Source organism: Mesorhizobium sp. USDA 3734 (assembly GCF_056279665.1).
In genome coordinates, this window is record NZ_JBWCCW010000001.1 from 745,550 (window position 1) to 771,252 (window position 25,703).

At 61.1% G+C, this 25,703-nt stretch carries 28 protein-coding genes, 2 tRNA genes and 1 pseudogene; 10 read left to right on the forward strand and 21 right to left on the reverse strand.

Going from position 1 to position 25,703, the window contains the following annotated elements; translation table 11 throughout:
- Positions 1-3 precede the first annotated feature (3 nt).
- From ACZ89F_RS03695 to ACZ89F_RS03705, 3 genes are all read right to left on the reverse strand, one after another.
- Positions 4-297: a type II toxin-antitoxin system RelE/ParE family toxin gene (locus ACZ89F_RS03695; protein ID WP_476090448.1), complete on the reverse strand. Its 294-nt coding sequence runs from the start codon at positions 295-297 to the stop codon at positions 4-6.
- A gap of 2 nt (positions 298-299) precedes the next feature.
- On the reverse strand, positions 300-539 hold the full coding sequence (locus ACZ89F_RS03700) for a CopG family ribbon-helix-helix protein (protein ID WP_476090449.1): 240 nt from the start codon (positions 537-539) through the stop codon (positions 300-302).
- A 191-nt stretch (positions 540-730) separates the two neighbouring features.
- Entirely contained in the window at positions 731-1,366 is a 636-nt protein-coding gene (locus ACZ89F_RS03705; protein WP_476090450.1) for an FMN-dependent NADH-azoreductase, read from the reverse strand.
- A gap of 109 nt (positions 1,367-1,475) precedes the next feature.
- Between ACZ89F_RS03705 and ACZ89F_RS03710 the strand changes: the two are divergent.
- Positions 1,476-2,433, forward strand: a pseudogene (locus ACZ89F_RS03710) (LysR family transcriptional regulator).
- Here ACZ89F_RS03710 and ACZ89F_RS03715 read toward each other — a convergent pair.
- Positions 2,366-2,992, reverse strand: a complete 627-nt coding sequence (locus tag ACZ89F_RS03715; protein WP_476090451.1) for a TetR/AcrR family transcriptional regulator — start codon at positions 2,990-2,992, stop codon at positions 2,366-2,368. The pseudogene ACZ89F_RS03710 and the gene ACZ89F_RS03715 overlap by 68 nt on opposite strands.
- 66 nt (positions 2,993-3,058) lie before the next feature.
- Here ACZ89F_RS03715 and ACZ89F_RS03720 point away from each other — a divergent pair, with 66 nt between their 5' ends.
- Complete coding sequence (locus ACZ89F_RS03720) at positions 3,059-3,484, forward strand: VOC family protein (RefSeq protein WP_476090452.1); 426 nt, start codon at positions 3,059-3,061, stop codon at positions 3,482-3,484.
- An 8-nt stretch (positions 3,485-3,492) separates the two neighbouring features.
- Here ACZ89F_RS03720 and ACZ89F_RS03725 read toward each other — a convergent pair whose 3' ends face one another.
- Positions 3,493-4,458: a S1C family serine protease gene (locus ACZ89F_RS03725; protein ID WP_476090453.1), complete on the reverse strand. Its 966-nt coding sequence runs from the start codon at positions 4,456-4,458 to the stop codon at positions 3,493-3,495.
- 168 nt (positions 4,459-4,626) lie between these two features.
- Between ACZ89F_RS03725 and ACZ89F_RS03730 the strand changes: the two genes are divergently transcribed.
- From ACZ89F_RS03730 to ACZ89F_RS03740, 3 genes are all read left to right on the forward strand, one after another.
- Complete coding sequence (locus ACZ89F_RS03730) at positions 4,627-5,499, forward strand: S1C family serine protease (protein WP_476090454.1); 873 nt, start codon at positions 4,627-4,629, stop codon at positions 5,497-5,499.
- An 8-nt stretch (positions 5,500-5,507) separates the two neighbouring features.
- On the forward strand, positions 5,508-6,137 hold the full coding sequence (locus ACZ89F_RS03735) for a helix-turn-helix transcriptional regulator (protein ID WP_476090455.1): 630 nt from the start codon (positions 5,508-5,510) through the stop codon (positions 6,135-6,137).
- A gap of 110 nt (positions 6,138-6,247) precedes the next feature.
- Positions 6,248-7,114, forward strand: coding sequence for an SDR family oxidoreductase (locus ACZ89F_RS03740; protein WP_476090456.1), 867 nt, complete (start codon positions 6,248-6,250; stop codon positions 7,112-7,114).
- A gap of 125 nt (positions 7,115-7,239) precedes the next feature.
- Here the strand turns inward: ACZ89F_RS03740 and ACZ89F_RS03745 are convergent, their stop codons facing one another.
- Both ACZ89F_RS03745 and ACZ89F_RS03750 read right to left on the reverse strand, forming a co-directional pair.
- Positions 7,240-7,755 carry a TIGR00645 family protein gene (locus tag ACZ89F_RS03745; protein ID WP_126070046.1) on the reverse strand — a complete coding sequence of 172 codons (516 nt, stop codon included), beginning with the start codon at positions 7,753-7,755 and terminating at the stop codon, positions 7,240-7,242.
- Between the two features lie 321 nt (positions 7,756-8,076).
- Positions 8,077-10,194 (reverse strand): OmpA family protein, encoded by a 2,118-nt coding sequence (locus ACZ89F_RS03750; RefSeq protein ID WP_476090457.1) that lies wholly within the window; start codon positions 10,192-10,194, stop codon positions 8,077-8,079.
- A 197-nt stretch (positions 10,195-10,391) separates the two neighbouring features.
- On the opposite strand from ACZ89F_RS03750, the gene ACZ89F_RS03755 reads away from it, so the two are divergent.
- Positions 10,392-10,838: a YcgN family cysteine cluster protein gene (locus tag ACZ89F_RS03755; RefSeq protein WP_136617958.1), complete on the forward strand. Its 447-nt coding sequence runs from the start codon at positions 10,392-10,394 to the stop codon at positions 10,836-10,838.
- 266 nt (positions 10,839-11,104) lie between these two features.
- Positions 11,105-11,461: a hypothetical protein gene (locus ACZ89F_RS03760; protein WP_476090458.1), complete on the forward strand. Its 357-nt coding sequence runs from the start codon at positions 11,105-11,107 to the stop codon at positions 11,459-11,461.
- Between the two features lie 219 nt (positions 11,462-11,680).
- Here the strand turns inward: ACZ89F_RS03760 and ACZ89F_RS03765 are convergent, their stop codons facing one another.
- Positions 11,681-12,394 (reverse strand): SIMPL domain-containing protein, encoded by a 714-nt coding sequence (locus tag ACZ89F_RS03765; RefSeq protein WP_476090459.1) that lies wholly within the window; start codon positions 12,392-12,394, stop codon positions 11,681-11,683.
- Between the two features lie 134 nt (positions 12,395-12,528).
- On the opposite strand from ACZ89F_RS03765, the gene ACZ89F_RS03770 reads away from it, so the two are divergent.
- A tRNA-Ile gene (locus ACZ89F_RS03770) sits at positions 12,529-12,604 on the forward strand.
- 108 nt (positions 12,605-12,712) lie between these two features.
- Here ACZ89F_RS03770 and ACZ89F_RS03775 read toward each other — a convergent pair.
- From ACZ89F_RS03775 to ACZ89F_RS03820, 10 genes are all read right to left on the reverse strand, one after another.
- Positions 12,713-13,903, reverse strand: a complete 1,191-nt coding sequence (locus ACZ89F_RS03775; RefSeq protein ID WP_476090460.1) for a site-specific integrase — start codon at positions 13,901-13,903, stop codon at positions 12,713-12,715.
- Positions 13,903-14,124, reverse strand: a complete 222-nt coding sequence (locus tag ACZ89F_RS03780; protein WP_476090461.1) for a helix-turn-helix domain-containing protein — start codon at positions 14,122-14,124, stop codon at positions 13,903-13,905. Before ACZ89F_RS03780 ends, ACZ89F_RS03775 begins: the two co-directional genes overlap by 1 nt.
- A 65-nt stretch (positions 14,125-14,189) precedes the next feature.
- A complete protein-coding gene (locus tag ACZ89F_RS03785) occupies positions 14,190-14,441 on the reverse strand; it encodes a helix-turn-helix transcriptional regulator (RefSeq protein WP_473549080.1) in 252 nt (83 codons plus the stop codon).
- A 1,006-nt stretch (positions 14,442-15,447) separates the two neighbouring features.
- Positions 15,448-15,783: a pPIWI-associating nuclease domain-containing protein gene (locus tag ACZ89F_RS03790; protein WP_476090462.1), complete on the reverse strand. Its 336-nt coding sequence runs from the start codon at positions 15,781-15,783 to the stop codon at positions 15,448-15,450.
- A 5-nt stretch (positions 15,784-15,788) separates the two neighbouring features.
- On the reverse strand, positions 15,789-16,442 hold the full coding sequence (locus tag ACZ89F_RS03795; protein WP_476090463.1) for an FRG domain-containing protein: 654 nt from the start codon (positions 16,440-16,442) through the stop codon (positions 15,789-15,791).
- 119 nt (positions 16,443-16,561) lie between these two features.
- Positions 16,562-17,200, reverse strand: a complete 639-nt coding sequence (locus ACZ89F_RS03800) for a hypothetical protein (protein WP_476090464.1) — start codon at positions 17,198-17,200, stop codon at positions 16,562-16,564.
- Between the two features lie 375 nt (positions 17,201-17,575).
- Positions 17,576-17,914, reverse strand: coding sequence for a hypothetical protein (locus tag ACZ89F_RS03805; RefSeq protein ID WP_476090465.1), 339 nt, complete (start codon positions 17,912-17,914; stop codon positions 17,576-17,578).
- The gene (locus ACZ89F_RS03810; protein WP_476090466.1) at positions 17,914-18,516 is read right to left on the reverse strand and encodes a 7-cyano-7-deazaguanine synthase; all 603 of its coding nucleotides are present in this window, start codon (positions 18,514-18,516) and stop codon (positions 17,914-17,916) included. The genes ACZ89F_RS03805 and ACZ89F_RS03810 overlap by 1 nt, the downstream gene beginning before the upstream one ends.
- Positions 18,513-19,529, reverse strand: coding sequence for a nucleoside 2-deoxyribosyltransferase (locus tag ACZ89F_RS03815; RefSeq protein WP_476090467.1), 1,017 nt, complete (start codon positions 19,527-19,529; stop codon positions 18,513-18,515). The genes ACZ89F_RS03810 and ACZ89F_RS03815 overlap by 4 nt, the downstream gene beginning before the upstream one ends.
- 611 nt (positions 19,530-20,140) lie before the next feature.
- Positions 20,141-20,851: an 8-oxoguanine DNA glycosylase gene (locus ACZ89F_RS03820; RefSeq protein WP_476090468.1), complete on the reverse strand. Its 711-nt coding sequence runs from the start codon at positions 20,849-20,851 to the stop codon at positions 20,141-20,143.
- Here ACZ89F_RS03820 and ACZ89F_RS03825 point away from each other — a divergent pair.
- Complete coding sequence (locus tag ACZ89F_RS03825) at positions 20,850-21,179, forward strand: helix-turn-helix domain-containing protein (RefSeq protein ID WP_476090469.1); 330 nt, start codon at positions 20,850-20,852, stop codon at positions 21,177-21,179. The genes ACZ89F_RS03820 and ACZ89F_RS03825 overlap by 2 nt on opposite strands.
- A 291-nt stretch (positions 21,180-21,470) precedes the next feature.
- Here the strand turns inward: ACZ89F_RS03825 and ACZ89F_RS03830 are convergent, their stop codons facing one another.
- The 3 genes from ACZ89F_RS03830 to ACZ89F_RS03840 form a co-directional block, all read right to left on the reverse strand.
- Positions 21,471-22,736 carry a tyrosine-type recombinase/integrase gene (locus tag ACZ89F_RS03830; RefSeq protein WP_476090470.1) on the reverse strand — a complete coding sequence of 422 codons (1,266 nt, stop codon included), beginning with the start codon at positions 22,734-22,736 and terminating at the stop codon, positions 21,471-21,473.
- A gap of 212 nt (positions 22,737-22,948) precedes the next feature.
- Positions 22,949-23,024: transfer RNA gene (locus ACZ89F_RS03835), tRNA-Phe, on the reverse strand.
- Between the two features lie 324 nt (positions 23,025-23,348).
- Complete coding sequence (locus tag ACZ89F_RS03840; RefSeq protein ID WP_476090471.1) at positions 23,349-24,242, reverse strand: helix-turn-helix domain-containing protein; 894 nt, start codon at positions 24,240-24,242, stop codon at positions 23,349-23,351.
- 85 nt (positions 24,243-24,327) lie between these two features.
- On the opposite strand from ACZ89F_RS03840, the gene ACZ89F_RS03845 reads away from it, so the two are divergent.
- A complete protein-coding gene (locus tag ACZ89F_RS03845; RefSeq protein ID WP_476090472.1) occupies positions 24,328-25,599 on the forward strand; it encodes an extracellular solute-binding protein in 1,272 nt (423 codons plus the stop codon).
- Positions 25,600-25,703 lie beyond the last annotated feature (104 nt).

Genomic DNA, 25,703 nt, shown 5'->3' on the forward strand with positions numbered 1-25,703 from the left:
ATTTCACAAGGCCTGTGGCCACTGTTGGGCGGCGTGTATGACGGTAAGGATTTCGACAGTATCTCGGCCTACGCGATAGGGGACGATATAGGGAATATCGACCAAGACGAGTTCTCGAGTCGCTTTGATGCGCCCAACGCGACCCATGGCCGGCTGTTCGGTGAGCAGTTCCGCCGCCGACAAGATGCGCGCAATGACACGAGCGGACGCTTCGGGGCTGTCTTTCACGATGTGCGCGCCGATTTCGTCAAGCCGACGCAATGCCCGTTTGGTCCAGCGGATTGTCTTGCGGCTCATAATCAGCCGGTGGACTTGACGTATTTCCCAATCACGGCGGCCAACTCTTGCTCATTGGCAAATTCACCGCGCTCGGCCTCGGCCAATCCGGCCTCTATCTCGGCGAGCTGCCATTCCTGGCGGGCTACAAAGTCCTCAATGGCCTGGGCGGCCATATAGGAGCGCGAGCGGTCGAGCTTTTCGGCAAGCTGGTCGAGCCTGTTTGTTGTGTCGTCGGGGAGGCGCACGGTAAAAGCAATCATGGCTACAATTCACTCTGGTTCACTATGACTATCAGTGAACCAGGGTAGTTCGTCAAGGTTGCCGTGCCCAGGACCACTGTCGCTTACAGATTCTGCACGGCCCAAACATTGTGAAGCAAGCGGCGAACTGCCATAGCAAGAAAAAGGCAGGCGCGAACGCCTGCCTTTCGATGCGGATGATGATCTGTGCTTTACGCGGCCGCCGCGACACCCTGGCTGGCGGCCACCACGGCATCGACCTTGGCGGTCGCCTTGGCGAGTGCTGCGGTCACCGCGTCAGGGCCCATGCCGACGCCCTCGATGCGGATGACGTCGACATCGGTCATGCCGAGGAAGCCGAGCACGCCGCGCAGGTAGGGAATGGCGTGATCGAACTGCACGGCAGCGCCTTCCGAATAGATGCCGCCGGAAGCCAGTACGATATAGACCTTCTTGCCGGTAACGAGGCCCTTGGGGCCGTTCTCGCCATAGGCGAAGCTCTTGCCGGAACGAGCGATGTGATCGACCCACGACTTCAGCGTCGACGAGATGTTGAAGTTGATGAAGCCGGTGGCGAGGATCACCGTGTCGGCGGCGAACAGCTCGTCCAGCACGACATCGGAGACGCCAACGACTTCAGCCTGGCGCGGGGTGCGGGCTTCGGCAGGCGTGTAGATGCCGCTGGCATAGTCGGCGTCGATATGCGGCAGCGGGTTGGCGACGAGGTCACGCACGACAAGCGTGTTCGACGGATCAGCGGCAAGCAGCTTCTCGGCGAATTCGGTGGCGATGCGGGTTGAGTGCGAGGCAGCGCCACGCGGGCTTGAGGTAACAAGAAGAATGGACATAGCGGGTCTCTCCAGTGGAATTGAATTGTCCCGCCACATATGGGGCTATCGACCCATTCGATAAACTGGTATATTTTCTATACGATCCATCAACAAACTAGATACTGCAATGCAGCCCAACCCGACGCTGGACCAACTTCAGATTTTTGTGACGGTCGCCGAAGCCGGCAGTTTCTCGGCCGCCGGCCGCAAGCTCAACCGGGCGCAATCCGTCATCAGCTATGGCATCGCCAATCTCGAGGCGCAGCTCGGGCTGAAACTGTTCGAGCGCGAGGGCACGCGCGAGCCGCAACTGACCGAGATCGGCCGGGCGATGCTGGAGGACGCACGCCGCATGGTCGGCGTGCTGCAGCGTATGCGCTCGCGCGTCGACGGTCACCATCAGGGGCTGGAGGCCGAAGTGGCGCTGTCGGTCGACGCGTCGCTGCCATCGCTGGTGCTGGTTCGGGTACTGAAGGCATTCGAGGCGCAGTTTCCGACCGTGATGCTGCGCCTGCATATCGGCTCGCTTGGCCTGATCCCCGATCATGTCGTCAGCGGGCAGGCCGATCTCGGCATTGGCGGCCTGCTGGGCGAGGTCGACGTACACCTCGTGCGCATCGGCTTCATGTCGATGGTGCTGGCTGCCGCCCCCACCCACCCGCTGGCGCGGCTGCCGAAACCGGTGTCGATCGAGGATGTGCGCGAACACACGCAGCTTGTCGTCACCGACCAGTCGGAGCGCACCAAGGGGCGCGACTTTGGCGTCTTTGCCTACCGCACCTGGCGACTGACGGACCTGCGCACAAAGCATACGCTGATGCGCGAGGGACTGGGCTGGGGCGGGCTTGCCACGCTGGCTGATCTCAGACGATCTGGCCAGCGGCCGACTGGTGGAACTCGACCTCGAGTCTTTCAGGGAGGTGAGTTCGCCCCTGTTTGCCATGCATCGCAACGATCGCAGCCCGAAGCCGGCGGCGGCCTGGCTGATCGACCAGTTCAAGCGCCAACTCGGCTGCTTCAACGAGTTCGTGCCTGGCGAGGTGCCTGAAAAGGAGCCGGAGACAGTCCCTCGATCAGCGCCATGAGCACGGCGCGGTAATCCTCGGCAGAGGCCCCAGCCTCGATTGCCAGGGCGGCGCGGTCGAAGGCTGCGCCGAGCAGCGCGGTCAGCGCGTCGACCGGCAATCTCGTCATCGTCTGCGCCCGCATAGCCGCGACCAGGCCCTCGCGCAGCGAGCGGTTGCCGTGGCGGTTGTCGATCGCGTCCATGGCGGTTCGGCCAAGCACAGCCGGCCCATCAAGCAGCAACAGCCGCGTGCGGCCGGGCGCGCGCATGGCGGCGAGATAGGCATCGGAGCCTGCAATCAGTGAGTCGTAGGCATTGAGCGATGGCGGCGAAGCGTGCTCGATCTCCTCGGCGACCGCCGCCGCCTCCTGCTCGACCACGGCGGCAAACAGCGCCTGCTTGTCGGCGAAGTGATGGTAGAGCGCGCCGCGCGTGACGCCGGCGGCGGCGACAATTTCAGGCGTGCCGGTCTCGGCATAGGATTTTTCGGTGAACAGCTTTCGCGCCGCGGCGATCAGATCGGCGCGCGTCGCCTCGGTGCGATCGCGGTTGGAGCGGCGCGCGGAGTCCTGTTGCATACATGCAGCCTGTATGTTAATTCAATATACATGCAGACTGTATGTTAATAGACGGGAGAAGGAAAGATGAAGACCACGAGCTATTACCCGGTGCTGATGACCAGCGACGTCGCCGGTACGGCGGCGTTCTATGTCAAGCATTTCGGCTTCCAGCCGCTGTTTGAGAGCGACTGGTATGTGCATCTGCAATCGGTGGACAACAAACGCGTCAATCTGGGCATCGTCCAGGGCGACCACGAAACGATCCCGGAAGAGGGGCGGGGCCGCACATCGGGCCTGCTGATCAATTTCGAGGTTCGCGATCCCGACGCGATCTATGAGCGGGTCGTCGCCGCTGGCCTGCCGATCCTGCGCTCTCTGCGCGACGAACCCTTCGGCCAGCGCCACTTCATCACCAAGGATCCCAATGGCGTGCTGATCGACGTGATCAAGCCGATCCCGCCGAGCGAGGAGTTTCTGGGGCAATATGCGGAAGGGGTGGCTGGAGCCTGAGGCGAGCCTCAGCCAGCCCTTGCCACCGGCGTCACCGTCACCTGGCTGACGCCGGCGCGGCGCACGACGGTGCACAGTGTTTCGCGGCCGATGCGTTCGGCGTCGAGCATGCGCACGAGGTCGTCGACGCCGGTGATAGGGCGCCCGTCGATGGCCGCGATGATGTCGCCTTCTTTCAGGCCGGCCTTGGCCGCCGGGCCATCCTTCTCGACGCTACGCAGCCGCACCGCCGTGCTGGTCGAGACCCGCGACAGCAGTGCTGCCCGGCGCGGCAGATTGGTGGTGTCGGCCGAGATACCGATGAAGGCGCGGCGCACGCGGCCGAAGCGGATAATCTCCGAAATGACGAAATTGGCGGTGTTGGAGGCGACCGCGAAGGCGATGCCTTGCGCGCCATGGATCATGGCGGTGTTGACGCCGATGACCTCGCCGGCCGACGACACCAGCGGCCCGCCGGAATTGCCGGGGTTCAATGCTGCATCGGTCTGGATGACGTCGTCGATCAGCCGGCCGGTGGAGGCGCGCATCGAACGGCCGAGCGCCGAGACGACGCCTGAGGTGACGGTCCATTCGAAGCCGAGCGGATTGCCGATGGCAATGGCGATCTGGCCACGCCGCAGCCGCTTGGAATCGCCCAGCGGCGCGACATCGGCAAAGCTGCCGTCGGCGCGCACCAGCGCGATGTCGGTGTCGGGGTCGCGGCCCAGCACGCGGCCTTCGCTGGAAGCGCCGTCAGGCATCGAGACGCGCACCGTCCTGGCATCGCCGACGACATGGAAATTGGTGACGACCAAGCCGTCCGGTGCGATGACGAAGCCGGAGCCATGGCCGCCCTGACCCCCAATGCGCTCGATGCGGGCGACGGACGGGCCGATACGATCGACGGCGTCGGCGACCGTCGTCGAATAGGCGTCGAGCAATGAGTCGTCGGCCAATGTGTCGTCGGATTGGAACTTGGCGGCGGCGAGGGCCATGGAAGGGCTCCGTGTTTTCAGGCTTGATCGTGACTATATGTGCGGAGCGGCTGGAAGCGCCGCGACCTGACCAGATGGCCAGTCAAACCAGCAACTAGCCGTCAGGCGAGTATCTGCGAGCGCGCTGTCGAGCGATATCTGGGGCATGGATGAACCCAGGAGACCAATATGAGCGATTTCAATCTGAGTGCGTTTTCGCAAGCCATCGCCGATCTCGCCGCCAAGGCGGCACCGGCAACGGCGAGTTTCGCCACGCATCATCACCGCACGGCAAGCGCCTTCCACTGGCGTGACGGCTATTTTGTCACCGCCGAGGAGGCTGTAGAGGCTGGCGAGGAGATCGAACTGGTGCTGGCCTCGGGCGAGACGGTGAAGGCCGAACTGATCGGCCGCGATCCGTCGACCGGCGTTGCCCTGCTGAAGCCGGTGGGGGCCGTCAGCGCCGCGCCGTTGGCTAAGGCCGATGCGGTACGGCCCGGCAATCTCGCCATTGCCATCGGCAACAGCCAGGGCTCCGCTCTGGCTGTGTCGGGTTCGGTCGGCGAAGTCGGTCCGGCCTGGCGCTCGATGCGCGGCGGCACCATCGACCGGCGCATCAATCTTGCCGTCGGCGCCGGCGGCCGCTTCGAAGGCGGCCCGGTGCTCGACGCCAAGGGCGCGCTGATCGGAATGCTGCTGTTCGGACCGCGCCACAGGGCGCTGGTCATGCCTTACGAGACGATCGAGCGGGCGGTAGCGACCCTGCGTGAGAAAGGTCATGTCGCGCGCGGCTATCTCGGCGCCGGCCTGCATCCGGTACGTGACCGCGACGCGCATGGCGCGATGGTGATGAGCCTCGATGACGAGGGTCCTGCCAAGGCCGCCGGTCTCTCGCTCGGCGACATTATCGTGGCGTGGAACGGCGAGGCCGTGCATGGCCCGCGCGACCTGATCCGTAGACTCGGACCCGACAGCGCCGGCGCTTTGGTGACGCTCGGCGTGGTGCGCGGCGGCGAACAGCGCGATGTCGCGCTGACGATCGGCGAAAAGCCGCTTTCCTGAGAGGAGTGATGGACACGCTCACCAGCGACCGGATCATGACTGACGGTGCCGTCTCGCGGCGGCTGGTGGTGCTGATTGCGCTTGGCGATGCGTCGCGCGCCGAGCGCCTGGCGGCCTCGCTTGCGGCGAGCGATGATCTGTTGCCGGTGGTGGTCGGCAGAGCCGATGTAGCCATCGTTGACGACAGCAGCGGTGATGCCGTGCCGGCCTCCATTCCACGGGTGCTGTTGTCGGGACGCGCCAATGTCGAGCGGCCCGCCGGTGAGGTGTTGGCCGTCATGCCCGCGAGCGCGGACGATCTGTTGATCGCCGCGGCGGCGCGGCTGGCCGCGGCCGGCTATCGCGTATCGGGCGATGGCAGAAGCGGGCGCCATGAGCATTTCAATACCGGCGATGGCGAGCCGTTCGAGGATGAAGCCTCCGACGAGCATGTCGTCCGGCCTTCGCTGTCGCCGCGCGAGGCGGAAGTGCTGGGGCTGCTGGCCGAGGGTGCGCCCAACAAGGTGATCGCGCGGCGGCTCAATATCTCGGTGCACACGGCGAAGTTCCACGTCGCCGCAATCCTGATCAAGCTGGGTGCCGCCAACCGCACCGATGCGATCGCCATTGCGATGCGGCAGGGGCTGGTGCTGGTTTAGTCTTAAACCCTACGCTGCGTAACTCGGTGTCCAGCGTGTCGGGTCTTGCGCTGTGGTCGCCCGCCGCGCAAAGGTTCGCGCCTATTGTGTTGCAAGGGAGGCGCAAGGAAATGTCGCTCAAGGGAAAGACGCTGTTCATCTCCGGCGGGTCGCGCGGCATCGGGCTGGCGATCGCGCTGCGTGCGGCACGCGACGGCGCCAATGTGACGATCGCGGCCAAGACCGCCGAGCCGCATCCGAAGCTGCCGGGCACGATCTATACGGCGGCCGAAGAGATCGAACAGGCCGGCGGCAAGGCGCTGCCTGTGCTGTGCGACATCCGCGAGGAGGCACAGGTGGCCGACGCCGTCGCCAGGACCGTGGAAAAGTTCGGCGGCATCGACATCTGCGTCAACAATGCCAGCGCCATCCAACTCACCGGCACGCTGGAGACGGACATGAAGCGCTACGATCTGATGCATCAGATCAACACGCGCGGCACCTTCCTGGTGTCCAAAATGTGCATTCCACACCTGAAGTTGGCCGCAAATGCTCACATCCTGAATCTGGCGCCGCCGCTCGACATGAAGGCCAAATGGTTCAAGAACCACGTCGCCTACACCATGGCCAAGTTCGGCATGTCGATGTGCACGCTTGGCATGAGCGCCGAATTCGCCAAGGACGGCATCGCGGTCAATTCACTGTGGCCGATCTCGACCATCGACACGGCGGCAGTGCGCAATCTGCTCGGCGGCGCGACAGTGGCGGCGATGAGCCGTTTGCCCGACATCATGGCCGATGCCGCGCATGCCATCTTCATGCGGCCGGCGCGCGAGGCATCAGGCAATTTCTACATCGACGAGGAGGTGCTGCGCGCCGAGGGCGTAAGCGACTTTTCGATCTATGCGCCTGATGCGACCGGGCCTTTGGCCGGCGACTTTTTTGTCCCCGATGAGGTGTTTGCCCGCACGGACAGCAAGATCAAGAGCATCTACTAGATCTGCGTTATTGTGAGCGTCGAGCTAAGCCATCCGCCGTGGCTGAGCCACGGCAAAGCGGTGCTCAAACAAAGCGATAGGGCGCCAATCCTGCCGGGATGATTCAACGTCCGGCAGGCGCTTGCTCACGCTTCGTCCTTCTTGCCTTTGCTCAGGCCCATCAGCCGATCGATATAGGCGAGCATGAGCGCCGAGACGACAAAGGCGAGGTGGATGATGGTCAGCCACATCAGCTGGTCGGTGGTGTAGGACGACGAGTTCAAGAACACCTGCAAGAGGTGGATGGACGAGATGGCGACGATGGTCGAGGCGACCTTGACCTTCAGCGAACCGACATCGATCGTGCCCAGCCAGTGCACGCCGCCGTCCTGGTCGTCGAAACGGCTGACGAAGTTCTCGTAACCCGAGATGATGACCATCACCACCAGCGAAGCGACCAGTGCCGCATCGATCAGGCCGAGCATCTTCAGGATGGTGTCGGTGTCGCCGAGCGTGAAGGCCACGGTGACGAACTCGTAGAGCTTCTTGCCGAAGGACAGCGCATAGATCGCCAACGCCACGCCAAGCCCGAGATAGAAGACGACCAGCAGCCAGCGTGAGGCGAGAATGATCGATTCGATGGCGAGCTCGAGACGCTTCATGAAGTGGTTCCGGTCTGTTCTCTACGGGCAGCAAGCCGTATTTCGGCTAGGTCGCCCCGGTTTGCAAGACAAAGTTTGCAAAGCAAAAAAACCCCGCCGGAGAGGGTCCGGCGGGGCTCAATGCGTCCCGCTGGAGTCGGGACGGGGCAGGGAACGCCCAGCCCTGAATCTGGGGTAGGTGCGCCTTCTATTCAATGAGCCCGGTTGCATACCGGTACAATTCTTGTTGAACCCGGCATGTCGATCCATCCCCGGCAGGGCCGGGGATGGATGCTTCTCGTGCCGATTCCGCAAACCAGGTCATGGTTTTGAAATCATGACCTAATTGTTGCTGGCGACCGGCGCCACCAGCGAGGTGATGCGGCGAATGCCGACGCGCCGGTTCTCGCGGTTCGGCGCCGTCGTATTGACCTTCAGATACTCCTCGCCATAGCCCTGTGTCGTCAGGTTCTCCGGCGGGATGCCGAAGGCATTGGTCAGCGCCTCCGCCACCGCTTCGGCGCGGCGGTCGGACAAAGCGAGATTTGCTTCGGGCGAGCCGACGGCATCGGTATGGCCTTCGATCAGGAAGGTCTCGGCCGGGTTCTTCTTCAACAGTCTTTCCATGGCGGTGGCGACGCCCTCGAGCTTCTGCACCTCGGTGTCGGAGATCGAGGCCGAACCGAATTCGAAGTTCAGCGTGTCAAGGTCGACGCGCCGTGCGATGTCGCGCACACGGGCCGAACGCTTGACCTCGTCGATCGAATAGAGGCGCTGGACCTTTTCCACCGGCGGCTGTTCGAGGAAGTCGTAGTAGTCGTCCGGGCTTTCGACGTCCTCGGAATCGAGGATGTACTCCCGGCGCGGGATGGTCAGCCGCATCGGCGGCAGATCGTCGCCGGGATCGCGCCAGTCGCCCTCGTCCTGATAGTCACGCTCGTCGACATAGCTCAGCACATATTCGCGCCCGTCAGACGTGATGCGCGAGCGCTGGATGACATCGCCGTAGCGGTTACGGATGGTGACGATCCGGACGCCATTGCCGCGCTCGACCGTCTCGCGCGTGCGACCCTGCGGCAGATCCTCGTAGTAGACATCCTTGGCGCCACGGTTCATGCGCGTGCCGTCATTGCTCTGGACAATCGTCTGGTCGCCGAGTTGGATGATGACGCGGTCGCCGATTTCCTTGAGCACGTCGACGCCCTTGGGGCGGCGGCGGTCGCGGATATTCTCGTCGGGCGCACGATCGAGACGCTTGCCTTTTTCCTCTGTCACAGGGATCATCTTCTCGGACTTGATCTCCTGTTGTGCGGCCTTGTCGTCGGTCGGGGGCGGGCCCTGGTCGACGGGAGCGGCCACCGGCTTTTGCCCCTGATCGCCGCCCTGCTCGGCATTCTGCTGGGTGTTCTTGTCGCCATGTTTCCGGCCGCCGCCCTTGCGCTCGGCATCCTTCTGGCTGTCCAGGATGGGGGCAGCGTTGGGATCGGCAGGTGCTTCGCCCTGCACCGGGTTTTCACCCTGGGCAGGTGCCGCCGTCTGGCCATTGGCCGGTTGTTCGCCGGTGGCAGGCTGCTCGGCTGTGGCCGGCTGCTCGCCGGCAGGTTTCCTGACACGCTTCTTCGTCATGTCCTGAGGCTGTTCGCCCTGGGCCGCTGGCTGTTCGCCGGCAGGGGCCGTCGCCTCTCCAGCGGGAGCTTCCTTCGGCGTCGGAGCGACTTCAGGCTCGGCCCGCTGGTCCTGCTTCTTCTTGCGCGGCTTGGCCTGCTCGGCGGGCTGATTGTCGTTGGCCGGTTCTGCCTGGCCTGCCGGCGCCTGCTCGGTCTGCTGCTGCTGATCACGCTTCTTCTTGCGCGGCAGCTGCTCTTCTGCGGGTGCGGCCTGTTCGGCAGGCGCCTGCTCGGTCTGCTGCTGGTCGCGCTTTTTCTTGCGCGGCTGCTGTTCTTCGGCGGGTGCGGCCTGCTCGGCTGGCGCTTGCTCGGTCTGCTGTTGCTGATCGCGCTTCTTCCTGCGCGGCTGTTGTTCCTCGGCGGGCGCGGCCTGTTCTGCCGGCGCCTGTTCGGTCTGCTGTTGCTGGTCGCGCTTCTTCCTGCGCGGCTGCTGTTCCTCTGCGGGTGCGGCCTGTTCGGCTGGCGCCTGCTCGGTCTGCTGCTGCTGGTCGCGCTTCTTCCTGCGTGGCTGCTGCTCCTCGGCGGGCTGCTCGCTCTGGGCCGGCGCTGCCTGCTGTTCAGGCTCGGCCTTCTTGCGCTCGGGCTTCTGTTCCGGTTCCGCCTGCTGCTTCTGCGCACAGGCCTCGGCCGATTCGCCCTCGGCGCACGCTGCTTGCGCCAAAATGAATGGGGCGGACGTGCGCTGGGCGGGGCCAAACGCGGCACCTCCCTGAAGCGGGAACGCGCCCAACGGCGCGGATGCCATGAGCAGGCCAAGTGCGGTGCCGGCCAGAATCCGTGGTTGGCGTTTCATCGAAAATTCTCCTTGTGGGGTCCCATCCTTGCCGAAACCGATCTTGCGCCGATTGGTTCCGGTTTGGCGTGAATAGAGGCCGTGCAGGGCGATTGGCCGGCCTTTTGAAGGCAACTTCGTGTCATTCGCCCGCCGAGCGCCGTATTCCGTCCGTCGCCCCGCTTGACCTTGCCGGCGGCTGGGGCCACATGCCGGGAATGGAAACGCCATTCTGGAAAACCAAGGCGCTGGAGGCGATGAGCCCGGCCGAGTGGGAATCGCTGTGCGATGGCTGCGGCAAATGCTGCCTGTCGAAGCTCGAGGACGAGGACACCGGCGAGATCTACTGGACCAGCGTCGGCTGCCGGCTGTTCGACGCCGAGACCTGCCGCTGTTCGGACTACGCCAACCGGCTGGCGCGTGTTCCCGACTGTGTCGGGCTGACGCCGCAGAATGTGCGCACTATCAGCTGGCTGCCCAGCACCTGCGCCTACCGGCTGGTGGCCGAGGGCCGCGACCTCTACTGGTGGCACCGGCTGGTGTCGGGCAGCGCCGAGACCGTGCATGAAGCAGGCATCTCGATGCGCGGCCGGGTCAAGGCGAGCGAAACCGATCTAGCCGAGCCGGAAGACTATTTTGACTACATGCTGGACGAGGAGCCGTAGGCTCGCATCATCAGGGAACGACGAGCCAGAGGCTCGCATTAGGCTGCCTGATCCCAAGCCCTCTGGATTGGGAACAGGGCGCTCGGTCAGGCGTTTTGGCATTCACCACAGGCTGTGGACGATGGCAAATGGCCGGCAATTTCCCTTTTCCCGCCACATGAACCGGAGATGAACAGCGGGTTCGTAAAGAGTTCAGACAGGCAGGTGCATTCTCCCCCCATCGGTTCACGAGGACGGGCGAAAGCCCGCAAAAAGGAGAGAAGACGATGTTCAACACGATCAAGACGGTAGCCCTTTCGGCCTTGGTTGGTCTCGGCACGCTGACGGCCATCCCCGCTCACGCCGACAGCCTCTATCTCGGCTTCGGCAACAACAACGACACGCGTTTCGGCGTCTATGCCGGCGACGACGGCTATCGCCATCGCCGTGATGAGCGCCGCGGCGACTGGCGCCGCGGTTGTTCGCCGGACCGCGCCCTCGACAAGGCCGAGCGCATGGGTCTCCACCGTGCCCGCATCGTCGACGTCAATCGTCGTACGGTGAAGGTGATGGGCCGCCAGGACGGCGACCGTGTCGTGATCGTGTTCGCCAACGAGCGTGGTTGCCCGGTTATCTATCGCTGAGGCTGAGGCCGGACTCATAGAGGCATGATCTTCTGTGAAGATCGAGGCGGCATGACCCTCTACGCGGGTCAGCCGGGACTAGCCGAGCCCCTTTCCGTTTGAAGGGCGTGGCTCGAAAAAACCCCGCGGGAGCAATCCTGCGGGGTTTTTCATGCACGCTGTTGGCTGGTGATTGCATCCGTGGCTGAGCAAGGCTCAGCCACGGATCGTCAGAGCCGCTTACTTCAGTTCGAAGGTGACGGTGACCTGCACATTGTAGGAATTCTCGCCGGCCTGCACGGGGGCCGCAGCACCGGCTGCGGAGTCGAAGGCCTTGGCGTTGATCGGCATTGGCGTCGGCGCCATGTTCTGATCGGTGATCTCGAGCACACGGCCGAGGCTGACGCCTGCGGCCTCGGCCAGCGTCTTGGCCTTGGCCATTGCGTTGGCGACCGCCTTCTTGCGCGCCTCGCTGACCGTGGCTGCCGGGTTGTCATTGGTGAAGGCGATGCCGCCGCCCTGGTTGACGCCGAGTGACACCGCCTTGTCGAGGATCTCGCCGGTCTTGTCGACGTCGCGCACCCGCACCGAAAGCGTGTTGGTCACCTGATAGGCGACGAGTTCGGCTTCCTGGCTGCCGTCCGGCTTGTTGGTGTAGTTGTAGCGCGGGTTGATCTGGATGCCGGCGGTCTGCAGATCGCGGTCCTTGATGCCGGCCGACTTCATCGCCGCGATCACGGCGGCCATGGCGTCATTGTTGGCGTCGAGCGCGGCGCGCGCGGTCTTGGCCTCGCGCATGACGCTCAGCGTCAGGACCGCCAGATCAGGCGCTACGGTTGCTTCGCCTTCGCCTGACACGATGATGCGGGGCGGCGTCGGCAAATCGGTGGCTCCAGCCATCGCCGGAAAAGCGATTGCAGCGGCGAGCGCGAGAGGCAAAAGGTGTCTGGTCATGAAAATCTCCTTGGTCTGCGATCAAGTCGCAGAGGTCGCGTAGAGCGCGATTATGGGTTGATTTGGGCGATCTCCGAAAGCCTGTCGGGAAAGCCTTGTGCCGCGACGGGAAAAACATTAATCCAGCCCGCGTGGGGCCTGTAGCTCAATGGTTAGAGCCGGCGGCTCATAACCGCTTGGTTGGGGGTTCGAGTCCCTCCGGGCCCACCATAACCATTGATTTTATTGACAAAAAGTGCCCTGGGCCCAAAACGTTTTGGGCCCATTATGGGCCCAAAGCAAAGACCGTGGTCCCGGTTTAGTTCCGACTCGATTTGATTATCTGACAATGCGGAGGTTTGCCCGCCGCTTCATGGCGTCACGTTTGGCCTCGCGCTCGTTGATGACACGAGCAATATCAACCGCGATCCGCTTTTTGTTGGCCTCACGTACATAATCATCTGTTACCGTCATGGAGGAATGGCCCATTGCCTCCATGATGGCTCGCGCTTGGATGTTGCATTCAGCAAGGTAGGTGCCGAAAGTGCGGCGTAGGCCATGGAGCGTGTAGCCGCCAGGAATTCCCGCCTGCCGCGTCCAGTGCTGCATCATGCCCGTTAGGCTCTTTTCCGAAAATGACCTGCCATAGGCGTTCTTTAAGACAGTGCCGCCTTGCGAGCGATCAAGCGGCTCCAGGGCCGCTGCTAGCTTGTCTACGACCGGAATGAACATCTCGCGCCCGCCATGGCGGTTGCGGTTCTTCTTCTGGCGGAAATCAAAGGCCTCAATCAGCACGAGCGAGCCGTCGAACAGTTCGATCTCTTCGGTTAAAAGATCATCCCACTCAAGAGCAGCGATATCGCCGCGCCGATTTCCAAGCCAAAAGCCGAGTGCATAGCAGGTGCGTGCGGCTGTGCCGATGGGGTGTCGCTCCTCGAACCTTTCGCGCATCGCGATCGGCCAGGCCGGGTTCCTGGTCGATTTGGGCACTCGCACGCGGATGGACAACGAGGGATCGTCGTGCGGCTTTATCCATTTTTCGACATCGGTCGCGACCCATACAAGCTTCTTGATGGCAACCAGCATGTGTTTGGCGACTGTGCGATTGGTCCTGAAGATGCTTTCGATGATGGCGCGAAGCCGATCCGCGTCGAGATGTTCCACCGGAGTATCGCGCCAAGTGAGTGGGTAGTTTGGATCGACCCGCAGGTTGAGAAAACGCTCAATCAGTCTTGCATTCTTCTGCTGCGTCGCCTCATCAAAATCCAACCACTCCATTGTCGTTTCAAGCCGGCGCGCGGCATGGCCAAAAGTTTTTGGCAGTGCCCGACCGGGCAAATCGATGATAACCGCATTCTTATGTTGGCCCTGCGTGGCCTTCTCGTAAGCCGCCTCGAACTCGGGATCGCCGGGTTTGTCGGGAAGGCGGATTTCAGGCATGCCCTTTGCGCGGTAGCGATAGATTAGCTTGCCGTTCTTGAAGCGCGAAGATACCCCAGGGTAACTGGCGTCCTTAAATGGACGAGCCATCAAATACTCCTTTCGCGCCCTTTCAGATTTGCCCGTAGCGAACGGGTTTCGCTTTCGATGGCAACGCGCAGGAGCACCGGGTAAGGAAAGCCTCTTCCTTGCTCTATGCCTTCAAAGGTGCGCTTCGGTATTCCTAGCACCTTGGCCGCGGCTGCGGCAGTGAACCCTTCCTTGGCCCGCCATGCTTTCACGTCTTGCGCAAGTTTCTCATTCTCGTTCACGTCATGCCTTCCGCACGGGCTATCATCGTACTACGTCTGCAGCGTATACGCAACAAGCGTAACTGCTAGCTTTTTTCTAGGTTTCGTTTGCTTCGTTCCAACAGCTCTTGAAGGCCGCTATCTTTGTCCGGCAACGAGGTGAAAGCTATGTCGAGGGCTACACGATCCCAGACAGCGCGGCTGTTGATGCGCTTGGGCTGGGGCATCCGCCCATCGGCGACCATCTCGTCAAAAAGCGTCGATCCGACACCGATGTAACGAGCCGCTTCCTCACGAGATAGCCCTCGTGGGGCATACGAGATTGCGTCACTCTTCATGGACGCTGCCTCACTGGTAATCCGGGCGTGTCGGCATCGAAGCGCAAAGCCACCTCCTAGTTGCTAATTCGTAGCGAGGAGATCGTGTTGGGCTAACATAAGAAGAGCCTCGTTAAGCGGAAGCGGCCTGACTAGTTCGTTCGGCGTAAACTGGCGGCAACGTGTGAACTGGGGTCATTGCGGCAGGAGAGCAATCCTGGGGCAAGTCGGCGGACGGCTTTTCGCTGAGCTGGTGGATCAGCAACCCACTACTCGGACGTCGCGTTCGGGGCCGCCAGCAGACGGGCAGCTTTTAGCCAATTTGAGAGTATCGGCGGCCTGATTGCCGCAGCGATAACATCGCCGGCGCTCGCTGCCGCCTCTATCTCGGCATTCCTGATCTCAGAGCTCGTGGATATGGCCATCTACACCAGCCTTTGCAGGCGCGGCATGGTGGTTCGCTTCGGTAAGTAGCTCCGTCGTCGGACTGGTCCTGGACAGCGCGATCTTCGTGCAGATAGCGTTCGGTAGCCCGGAATACATCCTCGGACAATAGATCGGGAAAGGCTGGATGGTCGTTATCACTTGGCCGGTCTTGATCGTGCTTCGTGGAACTCACTCGCGCCCGACAGCCTAGGTAGCCACGCCGGAGTAAGCCCGTGAAAGTCCGAGGGTAGGCCCTGGAGACGACGAAGGACCGGCAAATTGAAGCGTTGAGCCTTGAGTTGGAGTGGAGACGCCTGAATGAGCAGGAGGGGCAGCTGTTCTAAGCACCGCAACAATTGCCCAGCTGATGCCGGAAATACTCTTGAACTATATCTCGAAGCACGAACGACAGGCCCGCGAGCAGAACTCCTGATGGCGCGAGAATGCCTGGCCAGACAGGCATCAAGCACGTACCGTCGGGAACACAGGTCGAACCGACGTTGGCTATGCCAATTTGCAACGGGGACGCATGAGATGAACGATATGCACCAGATCCAATCGTAAGCCGCATATTGAGGCAGCATCGATCGCGGTCCTAAGGTCAAGCGTAGAATGAGGCGGTATCGACTGTCATATCATCAACGATGGGCTCGCCACCTTCGAAGTGGCCGCGGAACGTGCCCGGAAAGCTTTCCGAGATAGTGAGAGAATCCTCGCCGGCGCGAGGGGCATATTGCAACATGACGTACCAGGTTATCGGCCCCTCGAAATGATCGGGTTCGATCCGTATCTCCTGCTCGAATATTTCCACGGAATCGACAGCAGTTTGGGATGACAGGCTATCGAGTGCATTCCATGCACTGGTTTCAGTCGCATCCGTTGAGCGCACGGCCTGAGCAATCCGCTGCCGTTTCTGCTCGATTGTTGAGTTGTCCATAAGCGTCATCCGATCATAGGCGTTCCGATGCCGATACCTGCCTCATACCGCCATCTCAGTGTGTCGCACAGCCCTGGCAAATCGGGATAGATGTGGCTGTGATCGATACCCAATCTGAAAAGTCGGCGCCTGAACCTTGCGCGCATGTTCGCCGGGATAACAAACCTGTCTGCATCCTTTGGCTGCCAAGCTTCGCTTGGCTTATCGTGCACTGAGAAAAGGCCGCGCTGATTGACGATACGTGATGCTGATCTGCTAGGTATCAGGAAAAGCACGCGGTCGGTCCGGAAAGGAGAGATGTGCCTCTCCGGGTCAACGACTTCCCCCTCGGAAATGCTGTAAGCGTGGACGACTGCGTTCTCCTCCAGCTTGCCGCTTGAAACCGCAAAGAAGCACGCGACCAGCGGGTTGGTGGACCAGTCTAGCAGCCTGGTTGGGAGACCGTGGTGCTGTGCGACAGCCAGCCAATCCCAATCATTGGCGAGGGGCGTCGTCACGAATGGTAGCGCAGCGCGCTGGAAGGCTCGAAAGACGCGCTCCTCGTTGGGAGCATTGTAAATGTCGGGATCTCGGCCAACCGATGGAATGAACTTGTGCAGGTCCGAGCCACAGCCGCGGAACACCCATCTTGTGTGGGATTTCTGATCAACGAACTCCATGAAGCGCATCCATAGCCGCTGCGATTCGCGAACGAGGAGTTCAAGTTGCTCTCGATCCAATCCTTCTGAGGCAGGCCGAAACGACTGTCGTGGGCCTAGATTACGGACTGAGGGCGACTTCACGCTTCTGGCTTTCTCATTGCATGATAGAGCGCGCTCGCGTAGTCGCGCGAGATAATCGCGCCAGGGAACAGGCCGCGAATTTCGTCAGGGTCTCCGCCAGGCCAGAAGATCACAGGCACGATCTTTATCTTTTCGGCAACGCGCTCGACATGGTGGCGCGACGTCCGCGACCCCAAAATGAGCAAATCGAACGCGTCATCGCAGGGCTGAAGGTCTTCCGGCTGCAAAACTATCTGTCGAACAGTGCCATTCAAGTCATGGATCCAAGCTGCGGTCTGAAGGACCAGTGATTTCACCTCATAGTTGCCGACGCCGAGAAGCCGAAGGTTTGTGCCCGTATCGCGTGAACGCTTGCGATCTTCGAGCTGCTCCGAAGGGGCAAGTGGTAGGCGCGCACCTTCGACAAAATAAGATAGCGCCCTCGCCGCATAGTCGGCTGCCTCCACCGCGTTTTTTCTGAGTTCACCCCAGGCATGTGTGAACGCGGTCGCGATGACGTCGCCGGCACCGATACGGAAATAGCTTTCTGCGGCATAGCTTGGGACTCTAAGGGGCTCGTCACCCACGAAAAGCTGCATACCGCCAAGGCCGTCCTTGACAACCACCACCTGGGGTGGGTTCGGCGTCTCGCGCAAAGCGATGACAGCTTCCCGAATAGCTGAACCGTCGACGTGAGGTTGCACGCGAGCCAGTTGGAGGAAAACGCAGGATCACATCCCCGTCCGCTTCCAGGTCCTTATTCGGCTCCGGGGGTATGGGCGTCAGCGATCGCTGCAGACTGTCCAGATACTCAAAGACAATGGTCCTCTCGGTTTTTTCGAGCCTTCCCTCTATGCCGAAAGAGTTCAAGGTGGCCTCGACGTCTTCGCGCCAGGCGTCGGGCACGTAAGTATGAAGTGTGACTGCCGGGGAAAGACCACTCGCCGCGACAGCTGCCCTCAACCCGGAGCCGAAGATGCGGTCCCATTCCGGATAAATACAGCGCTCCGAATATGTGCCACCAGCGATGATCATCTGCGACGCACCTGAACGGAGCAATGTGAAGCAGAAACAGACTCCACAATTGCGCTAAAGGATGCACCGTCGTCCAGTGACCTTAGCATTTGCGCCAGGCCACGAAAGCCCGCCAACGTTCCAACGATTTCCCCCGCCTCAGTCCTACAAACGACACTTCGCGCGGTACCGAACTCGTGAATGGTGACTGACAGAATCTGACCTTGTGACAATCGGGAGCTGACCTCTGTCCGGACGCCTATCAAATCGACCCGAATAATGTCCTTGAGATCGGCATCGGGTGTCTCCTCGATTGCTGCCATGCGGCGCATCTGTCTTGGTGAGAAGCCGGCCATCAGTTGCGTTCCCTCACCCGCCCGTAAGCGCGTTCAACACATTCGAGGTGCTTCAGACAGCCTCCGCATCCCCCACATGCATATTCATGGACGTGGCATGAAAACGTGAGCCCAATCAGGTCATATGGGAAACCGGCGCTCTGCAGGAGCTTTACGGTGGAAAGGTGCCTTGCCGGTGCCGAAACGCGCAGGCCACCTTCTTGCAACGAGAGCGTGCGGTCTATGGCTCGCAGAAACGGTGCTCTTCCGTCGGCGTGCTTGTCGGTGGCGACGGCTCCGATCATGATCTCGCCGATCCCCCTAGGCATGAGGCTCATCGCTACCAACGTGATGAGCATCTGGTTGCGGTACGGCCAGAATTCAGCCGCCGCCGCGCCTGTCGCCGCATCCTTCGCGGCCATTGTTCCCGACCCGAGCGCAGACAGATCCGCAGACAGCACTTCGTGCGGGAGACCGATATGGCTGCATAGGGCGGAGGAGGCCGCGATCTCACCTTTCGCAGCGTGCTGCCCATAGTCGATAGTCACGCAAACATCCGGCTTCAGCCAATAGGCAAGCGCCGACGAATCCAGGCCGCCTGAAAGAAGGAGAGCCTTCTTCAAGACGACGCCCTCCAGACCGCCTCGTACATAGAGGTGCAGAAGTCGTTCGTGATGAAGCAGCCGGTGCCTTCAAGCATGGTAAGGCTTTCCAGCTTCGGCGCCTCCGCAAGCGCGATGACCGGAATCCCACGGCTCCGTGCATAGCCAACTTCGAACAGAGTCCCTGCATCCTCGCCGTCGATCACAGCCAGCACCGCGTCGCAGGCATTGAGACCTTCAAGGTCCTGGTCTGCAATCTGCCGCGCATTGCCATGGACGCCTACATCATGAACAGGTGAGAACGTGTTTGCGCCGAGACCGTGTATGCAGCGGACGATTTCCTCAATGAGCCATCGCTGCGCGAGATTGAAGAACGGACCGGCGACATATATCCGCCCTTGACGCGAATGCGCCGACCGCGGCGTCAGGTCCTTCAGACGTTCCAGATCAACCTGATGATTGCGTGTCGCGACATAGCTCGCGACGGCGCGAGATGCGGTGTCCGCGGCAAGCCTCGGATCGACGCCTTTCTCCCCCCAGAGGTGAGCGAATGTCGCCGAGAAAATGTCGCCTGAGCCGATCTTGAAAATCGGCGTGGCCGCGTAAGATGGGACGATAACACTTCCTCGGTGATCGACGACAAGAGCGCCAGCTGGCCCGCTTTTAACGACCACGACTTCGGCTCCGCAACGCGAAATGAGACTGCGAGCCCCGGCCTCTCCGGTCTCGCCCACGCTGAACCGAAGTTCGGCCTGATTGAGGACGATCGCCAGATGCCTCGCAGTCGAGCCGTTCTCGTGAAATCGCAGGACCTCCGAGGCGTTCTGGGGATCATATGTGACCCGGTCGCCCTGCACGAGGACGTCACCTTCAACGTAGCCGAAGCGCAAGACGGCCTCCCCGGCAGCCGATAGGGATGGAAGCGGCATTTCTGGCGCACCATACAGCTCGGCGTCCGATAGGGGATGGAGATAGTGAAAGGCGATGTCGTTCTCGATTTCGGACAAATCCGCGCTGACACCGAACGATCCCATGCTGTGCCGCACGTCCTCGGCCCATCGAGTGCATGAATAGGCGACCAGGCTCGTTCCGGGCGAGAGTGCCGAGACAGCTGCCGCCGCGCGTCCACCCGATCCGAATATTCGCGACCAGTGGGGTCGGACGCACTCCTCACGATAGACGCCGCCAGCCACAATCATCGTCAGACGCGCCCGCCTCGCACGTGACAGCTACCTGGCCCGATGGCTGTCACCTCTACGCGGTAGTCGACGCCTTGCTTCAGGCAATCGATAAGATCATTGAGATACCGGAATCCAGCCAGCGAGCCGACTACAGTCTGATCTGGCTTGACGCAAACGACGGTGGGGAATGCGGCAGTTGTCAGGAGAACGACCGACAGAACCGAACCGACGTTGAGTCCGGTCAACGCTGATTGGCGCACACCCTCAAGATCGGTATCGATCAAGATGTCGCAAGAGTTGGAGCCTTCCTCGCCGCCACCGCCTGATCCAGGCTTCACCCTGGGCGTTGGCGGCGAAGCATCCGGCCCTCCACTGCGGCTCCTGCGACGCCCTCCACCACCATTTCCAGACATCGAATCATCCCCCGCGCAGGAGAGATTATCGTGTTTGTAAAATGGAACCAGCTAATTAAAGATTATCCTCATGTCTCGCCACATGATCGCGTCGAGCAGAGATGCTCTCACCTGGATCGCTTTAGCGAAATCAAGAAATTTGCGTTCAAGAACCTCGTAATCCCGTGGCAGCCGATAGTCTTTCGGGAACAGGCCCATCAGGACACCAGCGCGTAAAACATGTATGTCGAGAATTGCGACTTCATCACTGCCAAGCCAATTGCGGACAATCCAGGAAGCCGTCTTTGGTCCTATCCCCGGCAGTTCCATCAACTGCTCACGCAATACCAATGCATTGTCAGTCTGCATCGGACGTTCACGGATTGCGTTGAGCGCCACGTGAAGGCGATCAGCTCTCTGCTTCGGATATCTATATCGATGCGGCTTGCCATTCACCATGAGCGGGACGCTCAATAGTTTCTCGATCTCTTCTCTCGATGGAACAAGATCTGCAGCGAATACGCCCGCATCGTAGAGATGCTCCCAGGCGGCGCGGTTCAGCTCCATTTTCACGCCGTAGCCACCAAGGAGACAGAAGCCCAGATCGTCGGCCAACGGCGTGCCTTTCGGGCTGATGTAATCTTCAGGATCCTCTTCTTCGTACTCTGCCATCTTCGACCAGTAGGCCGGACTTCCGGCCCAGCCACTCATGCCAAAGGGCACGCCCGGCATGATCTCGTCATCGGCTTCGAACTTCGAAACAGTGGATGGAGTAGCGATCATGCATGGATTCATATATGCAATGCATATGAGTATCAAGGCTTCCCAGATCGTCCGACGTGTAGAAATCAAGCGGCGCGACACCTCAACTTCACAGGCGAAAGTGGCACACCTTCTCGGCATCAACCAAGGCCATCTGTCGAAGCTTCTTGCCGGGAAAGCCAACATCACGGGAAAAATGAAAGCTAAAATGGAGTGTCTGCTGAGCGAATGGCCAGGGCAGACAACTGGCGATCCGGCGCTAGAGGCCGCGGTTGTTGCCGCCATTCGCGGATCTCCCGAATTCCGAGAGTTCACGCGGCTGGCTCTCAGAATGCATAACAAGAGGTAGAACGTTATGCACTTCAGCTATCGGGCCGGATCGAGTCGGGTACTGGCGGAAGATCACGCGAAAAGCGATGATCGCAGATTAACGGTTCACGGAGCAGACCGACAGCTTTTAGGAAACTGCCGGCGGCTTAAGAATGACCAGAAAGCGGCGCAAAGTTCACTTTCACCTCACGCCATGCGAGCCTGAATTCGAGTCAGAATGCTTGGCTCTACTGGAAATTTGGGCAGTGTTGATTCGTCCGAAGGCAGGAGGCATCACCCTCTCGAGGGTTCAGTCCAATGATATGGCGCTTCAACCACTCTTCGCCCTGGTCATTGGGTCGCCAGACCACAGGTAGCTCAGTTTTAGCGGTCTTCGATCGCCCGCAATTTTCACCCGCGCGTTTTTGCTCGCAAGTTCTTCCAGATAATCAGCCCACCATTGCATCATCTTTACGCGCTCCTCCCAGTGCTCTGCCCGGGCGTAGGCGCGACGAACTTCGTTGTTCTCAACATGGGCCAACTGCCGCTCTATGGCGTCCGGATGCCACTTTCCGCATTCGTTTAGCAGAGTTGATGCCGTTGCTCGAAAACCGTGCGCGGTAGCTTCTTCCTTGCCGTACCCCATACGGCGAAGGGCAGCGTTAAGCGTGTTGTCAGAAATCGGACGCGAGCCTGATCGAACACTAGGAAACAACAGCGATCCACCACCAGAGATTTCTCTAAGTGAGGTCAGGACGCCGACGGCCTGCTTGGAGAGAGGTACGCGGTGCGGCCGTCGCATCTTCATGCGCCCTTCAGGGATGCGCCACATCGAGCTTTCGAAATCGAACTCGTCCCATCCGGCCGCGCGCAACTCGCCGGGGCGGGGAAACAGCAGGGCCATCAGCTTCAGGGCGGCTCGGGTTGTAGGCTGTCCGTCAAATGCATTGATCGCCCTCAGCAAGCCTCCTAAGGCCTTAGGATCGGTTACCGCGGCACGCGGCGTGACGGTCGGACTGACGAGTGCGCCCCTCAGGGCGATCGTCGGATCTATATCGGCGCGTGAGGTTGCGATTGCATATCGAAACACGCTGCCGATGGTGGAGCGCAGTCGCCTAGCCGACTCGTATCGACCGCGAACCTCCACGCTGCGGAGAGCGGCCAGAATTGTGGCCGGATCGATCTCCCGAACACTTTTGTCGCCAAATGCTGGATAGGCAAAGTCGAGCAACCATTTGACCTTGGTGATGGTCCGGTCGGCACGTCCCTCCTTCTTCAGCTTGTCGACATAGTCCTCCGCGATAGAGCGAAAGGTGTCCTCTGCCGAAGCTTTTTGCGACTTACGCTCCTGTGCGGGGTCGATGCCACGTAGGAGGAGACGTTTGGCAGTATCGCGCGCCTCGCGTGCCTCAGCGAGGGAGATGAGGGGATAGCTGCCCAACGCCAGAAGCTTCTGCTTGCCGCCAAAACGATAGGCGAGGCGCCATAGGCGAGATCCGGTAGGCTGCACCCAAAGCTGGAGCCCGCCACCGTCAGACAATTTCACGAGCTTGGAAACGGGACGGGCATTTCGGCATCTTACGTCGGAAAGGGCCATTTTCGGGACCTCCATTTGGCTGCATCGATACCATCAGGATCTCCAATACCAGCGAAAATACCAGCCCCCTGCCTCGTTGGACCAACTGCGCCGAAATTCCACAAAACCCTACCATCTGCGCTTTACGCGCCGAAATGAGCAAAGGTTTCAGTCAGTTGCGGAAACCTAAGCGTAGGGGCTTCGGTGAAAGAGACTGTCGGGAGAAGAGGGGATGGTGCCCAGAGGCGGATTCGAACCACCGACACGCGGATTTTCAGTCCGCTGCTCTACCAACTGAGCTATCTGGGCCTGTTCCGGCAAACGAAATCTCGTTGACCGGAATTCATCGAGGCGCCATGGGCGCCCCTTGAAAGCGCGTGGGTTATAGCACGGGAATTCGACCTGTCCAGCGCCTAGGTGGCGATTTCAGACAGGAAAAGCGATGCCGTGCAGTGCCCCGGTTTCCATGCTGCTTCCATAGCCGGAATGGCGCACAGCATGGCATGATCCGGCCTTCGTCACTCTTGTCAGCGTCGCTGTCGCAGCCCGAACTGCCGTGACACGTCTTTTAGCCGGCGATCAAGGCGCGCAATGTCTTCGCGGCACCATAGGCCCGCCGCTGGTCGCCCCCGCCTATCTGGCGCCGGTCACGCCCCTGCGAAAATCGGAGGGCGACATGCCGGCCAGCTTGCGGAACGACTTGTTGAAGGCGCTGAGCGAGCCGAAGCCCGAATCCATGGCGACGCGCAGCACGTTGGCGTCCTGATGCATCAAGAGCGCCTGCGCGTAGCTCAAGCGCAGCAGGTTCACATATTCGTTGAGCGTCATGCCGGTGGATTTCTTGAACAGGCTCATGGCGTATTTGGGATGGATGTCGGCCGCCGCCGCTATGTTCACGCAATCGATCTCGTAGAGGAAGTTTTCGGCGATGAAATCGCACATGCGTCCGACATTGCGCGACGACTGCTGATCGAACGGGCTACCCGTTTCCTGGCCGGTTGGGGTTGCGGATACGAGGCGGTAAGGTTCGAACCGAACCCGCTCCAGCCTGAGCAGCAATTCGTTGACGGCGTGTTCCGCCTTGGCCTGGTCGCCGGAGCGGGCGTAGCGGTTCCAGCGCTCGAAATTATGGTTGTCGGACTGGTCGGTGGCGTCGGTCACCAGCGTGGCGCCCGTCATCAGCCGGTGCCTTATGTCCGTTGGCAGGTGCAGGCGGAAGAAATGCACCAGCGGCAGATGCGCTCCGGCATAGATGGCGTCGTCGGACAGATCGTCCATCTGGTGCGGCAGACCGCCCCAGAACAGGCACATCTCGCCGGCCGAAAGCGAAATCTCGTGGTCATTCATGCGGTAATGCACGCTGCCGCGCACAATGAAATTCACCTCGACCTGGGCGTGCCAATGCGGCTTGAGCATCACCAGGGGATTGGTGTGAAACATCTGCAGGAGCAGCGGCAGGCCTTCCACGCTGCTGGCGCCAGGCTGGTAAAACGGCCGATCAGGCATCTTACTTTCCGCCAATTTCATATTCCCTTTGACGGCGACAGGCCCTGCCCACTGCATAGTCTAGCCACGCTCACAGTGAGAGAGCAAATGAAATGGGAGGATTTCTATGCGCATCACAATGACCTGCGCCGCGCTCGCGCTTGCCCTGGGCTCAGCCCCGGCCTTTGCGCAATCCGGCGAAATCACCATCTGGAGCTGGAATGTCGCGGCTTCATCGCTGAAGGCGACCATTGCCGGCTTCAACAAGCAATTTCCGGACGTCAAGGTCACGGTCCAGGATCTCGGCAACCAGCCGACTTACGACAAGTCGATCGCCGGCTGCGCCGCGGGAGGCGTCGGCCTGCCGGACATCGTCACCATCGAGAACGGTGAGGCCGAGAATTACTGGAGCCAGTTCCCCGACTGCTTCGTCGACCTGCATACGCTGGGCTACACGGCCGAGGACCAGGCGAAATTCCCCGACTTCAAACGCACCGAACTCGAAGTCGGCGACAAGGCCTACTCGATGCCGTGGGATTCGGGCCCGGTCGCCGCATTCTATCGCCGCGACTTCTACGAAAAGGCCGGCGTCGATCCGGCGTCGATCAAGACCTGGGACGATTTCATCGCCGCCGGCAAGAAGATCCAGGCAGCCAATCCGGGCGTCACCATGACCAACGCCGATTTCAACGGCGATTCAGAAATCTTCCGCATGATCTCCAACGAACAGGGCTGCGCCTATTTCTCCGCCGACGGCCAGTCGATCACGGTCAACCAGCCCAAATGCGTCGACGCGATGACCAAGATCAAGGAGATGAAGGACGCCGGCATCATCTCGTCGGCCGACTGGAGCACCAAGATCACCAACAACACCGCCGGCACCGTCGCCACCCAGATCTATGGCGGCTGGTACGAAGGCACCATCCGCACCGAATCGGCCGGTGAAAACGGCAAATGGGGCGTCTATCTGATGCCGAGCCTCACCGCCGACGGGCCGCGCGCCGCCAATCTCGGCGGGTCCTCGCTGGCCATCACCTCGGCGTCGAAGAACAAGGAAGCTGCCTACGCCTATCTGAAATACACGCTGGAGACGAACGAAGGCCAGATCACGATGCTCAAGGAGTTCGGACTGGTGCCGTCCCTGATCTCGGCGCTCAATGATCCCTATGTCTCGCAAGGCCTGCCCTATTGGGGCGGCCAGGCGGTGTGGAAGGACATTCTGGGCACCTTGCCCAAGGTTGTTCCGAGCCGCGGCACACCGTTCCAGAGCGATGCCGAAATCATCGTCCGCGCCGTGCAGACCAAATATCTGGCCGGCGGCTACCCCGACGCCAAGGCGGCACTCGACGATGCCGCAAGCCAGATCGCCGCAGCGACAGGATTGCCAGTCAAATCGTGACCACCACCGGCGGGCCGAGTGATGCGTCCTGCGGGAACGTTGGCGCTGCCCCTCATCCCCCTACCGGAACCTTCTCCCCGTATAGTGACGGGGAGAAGGGAGAT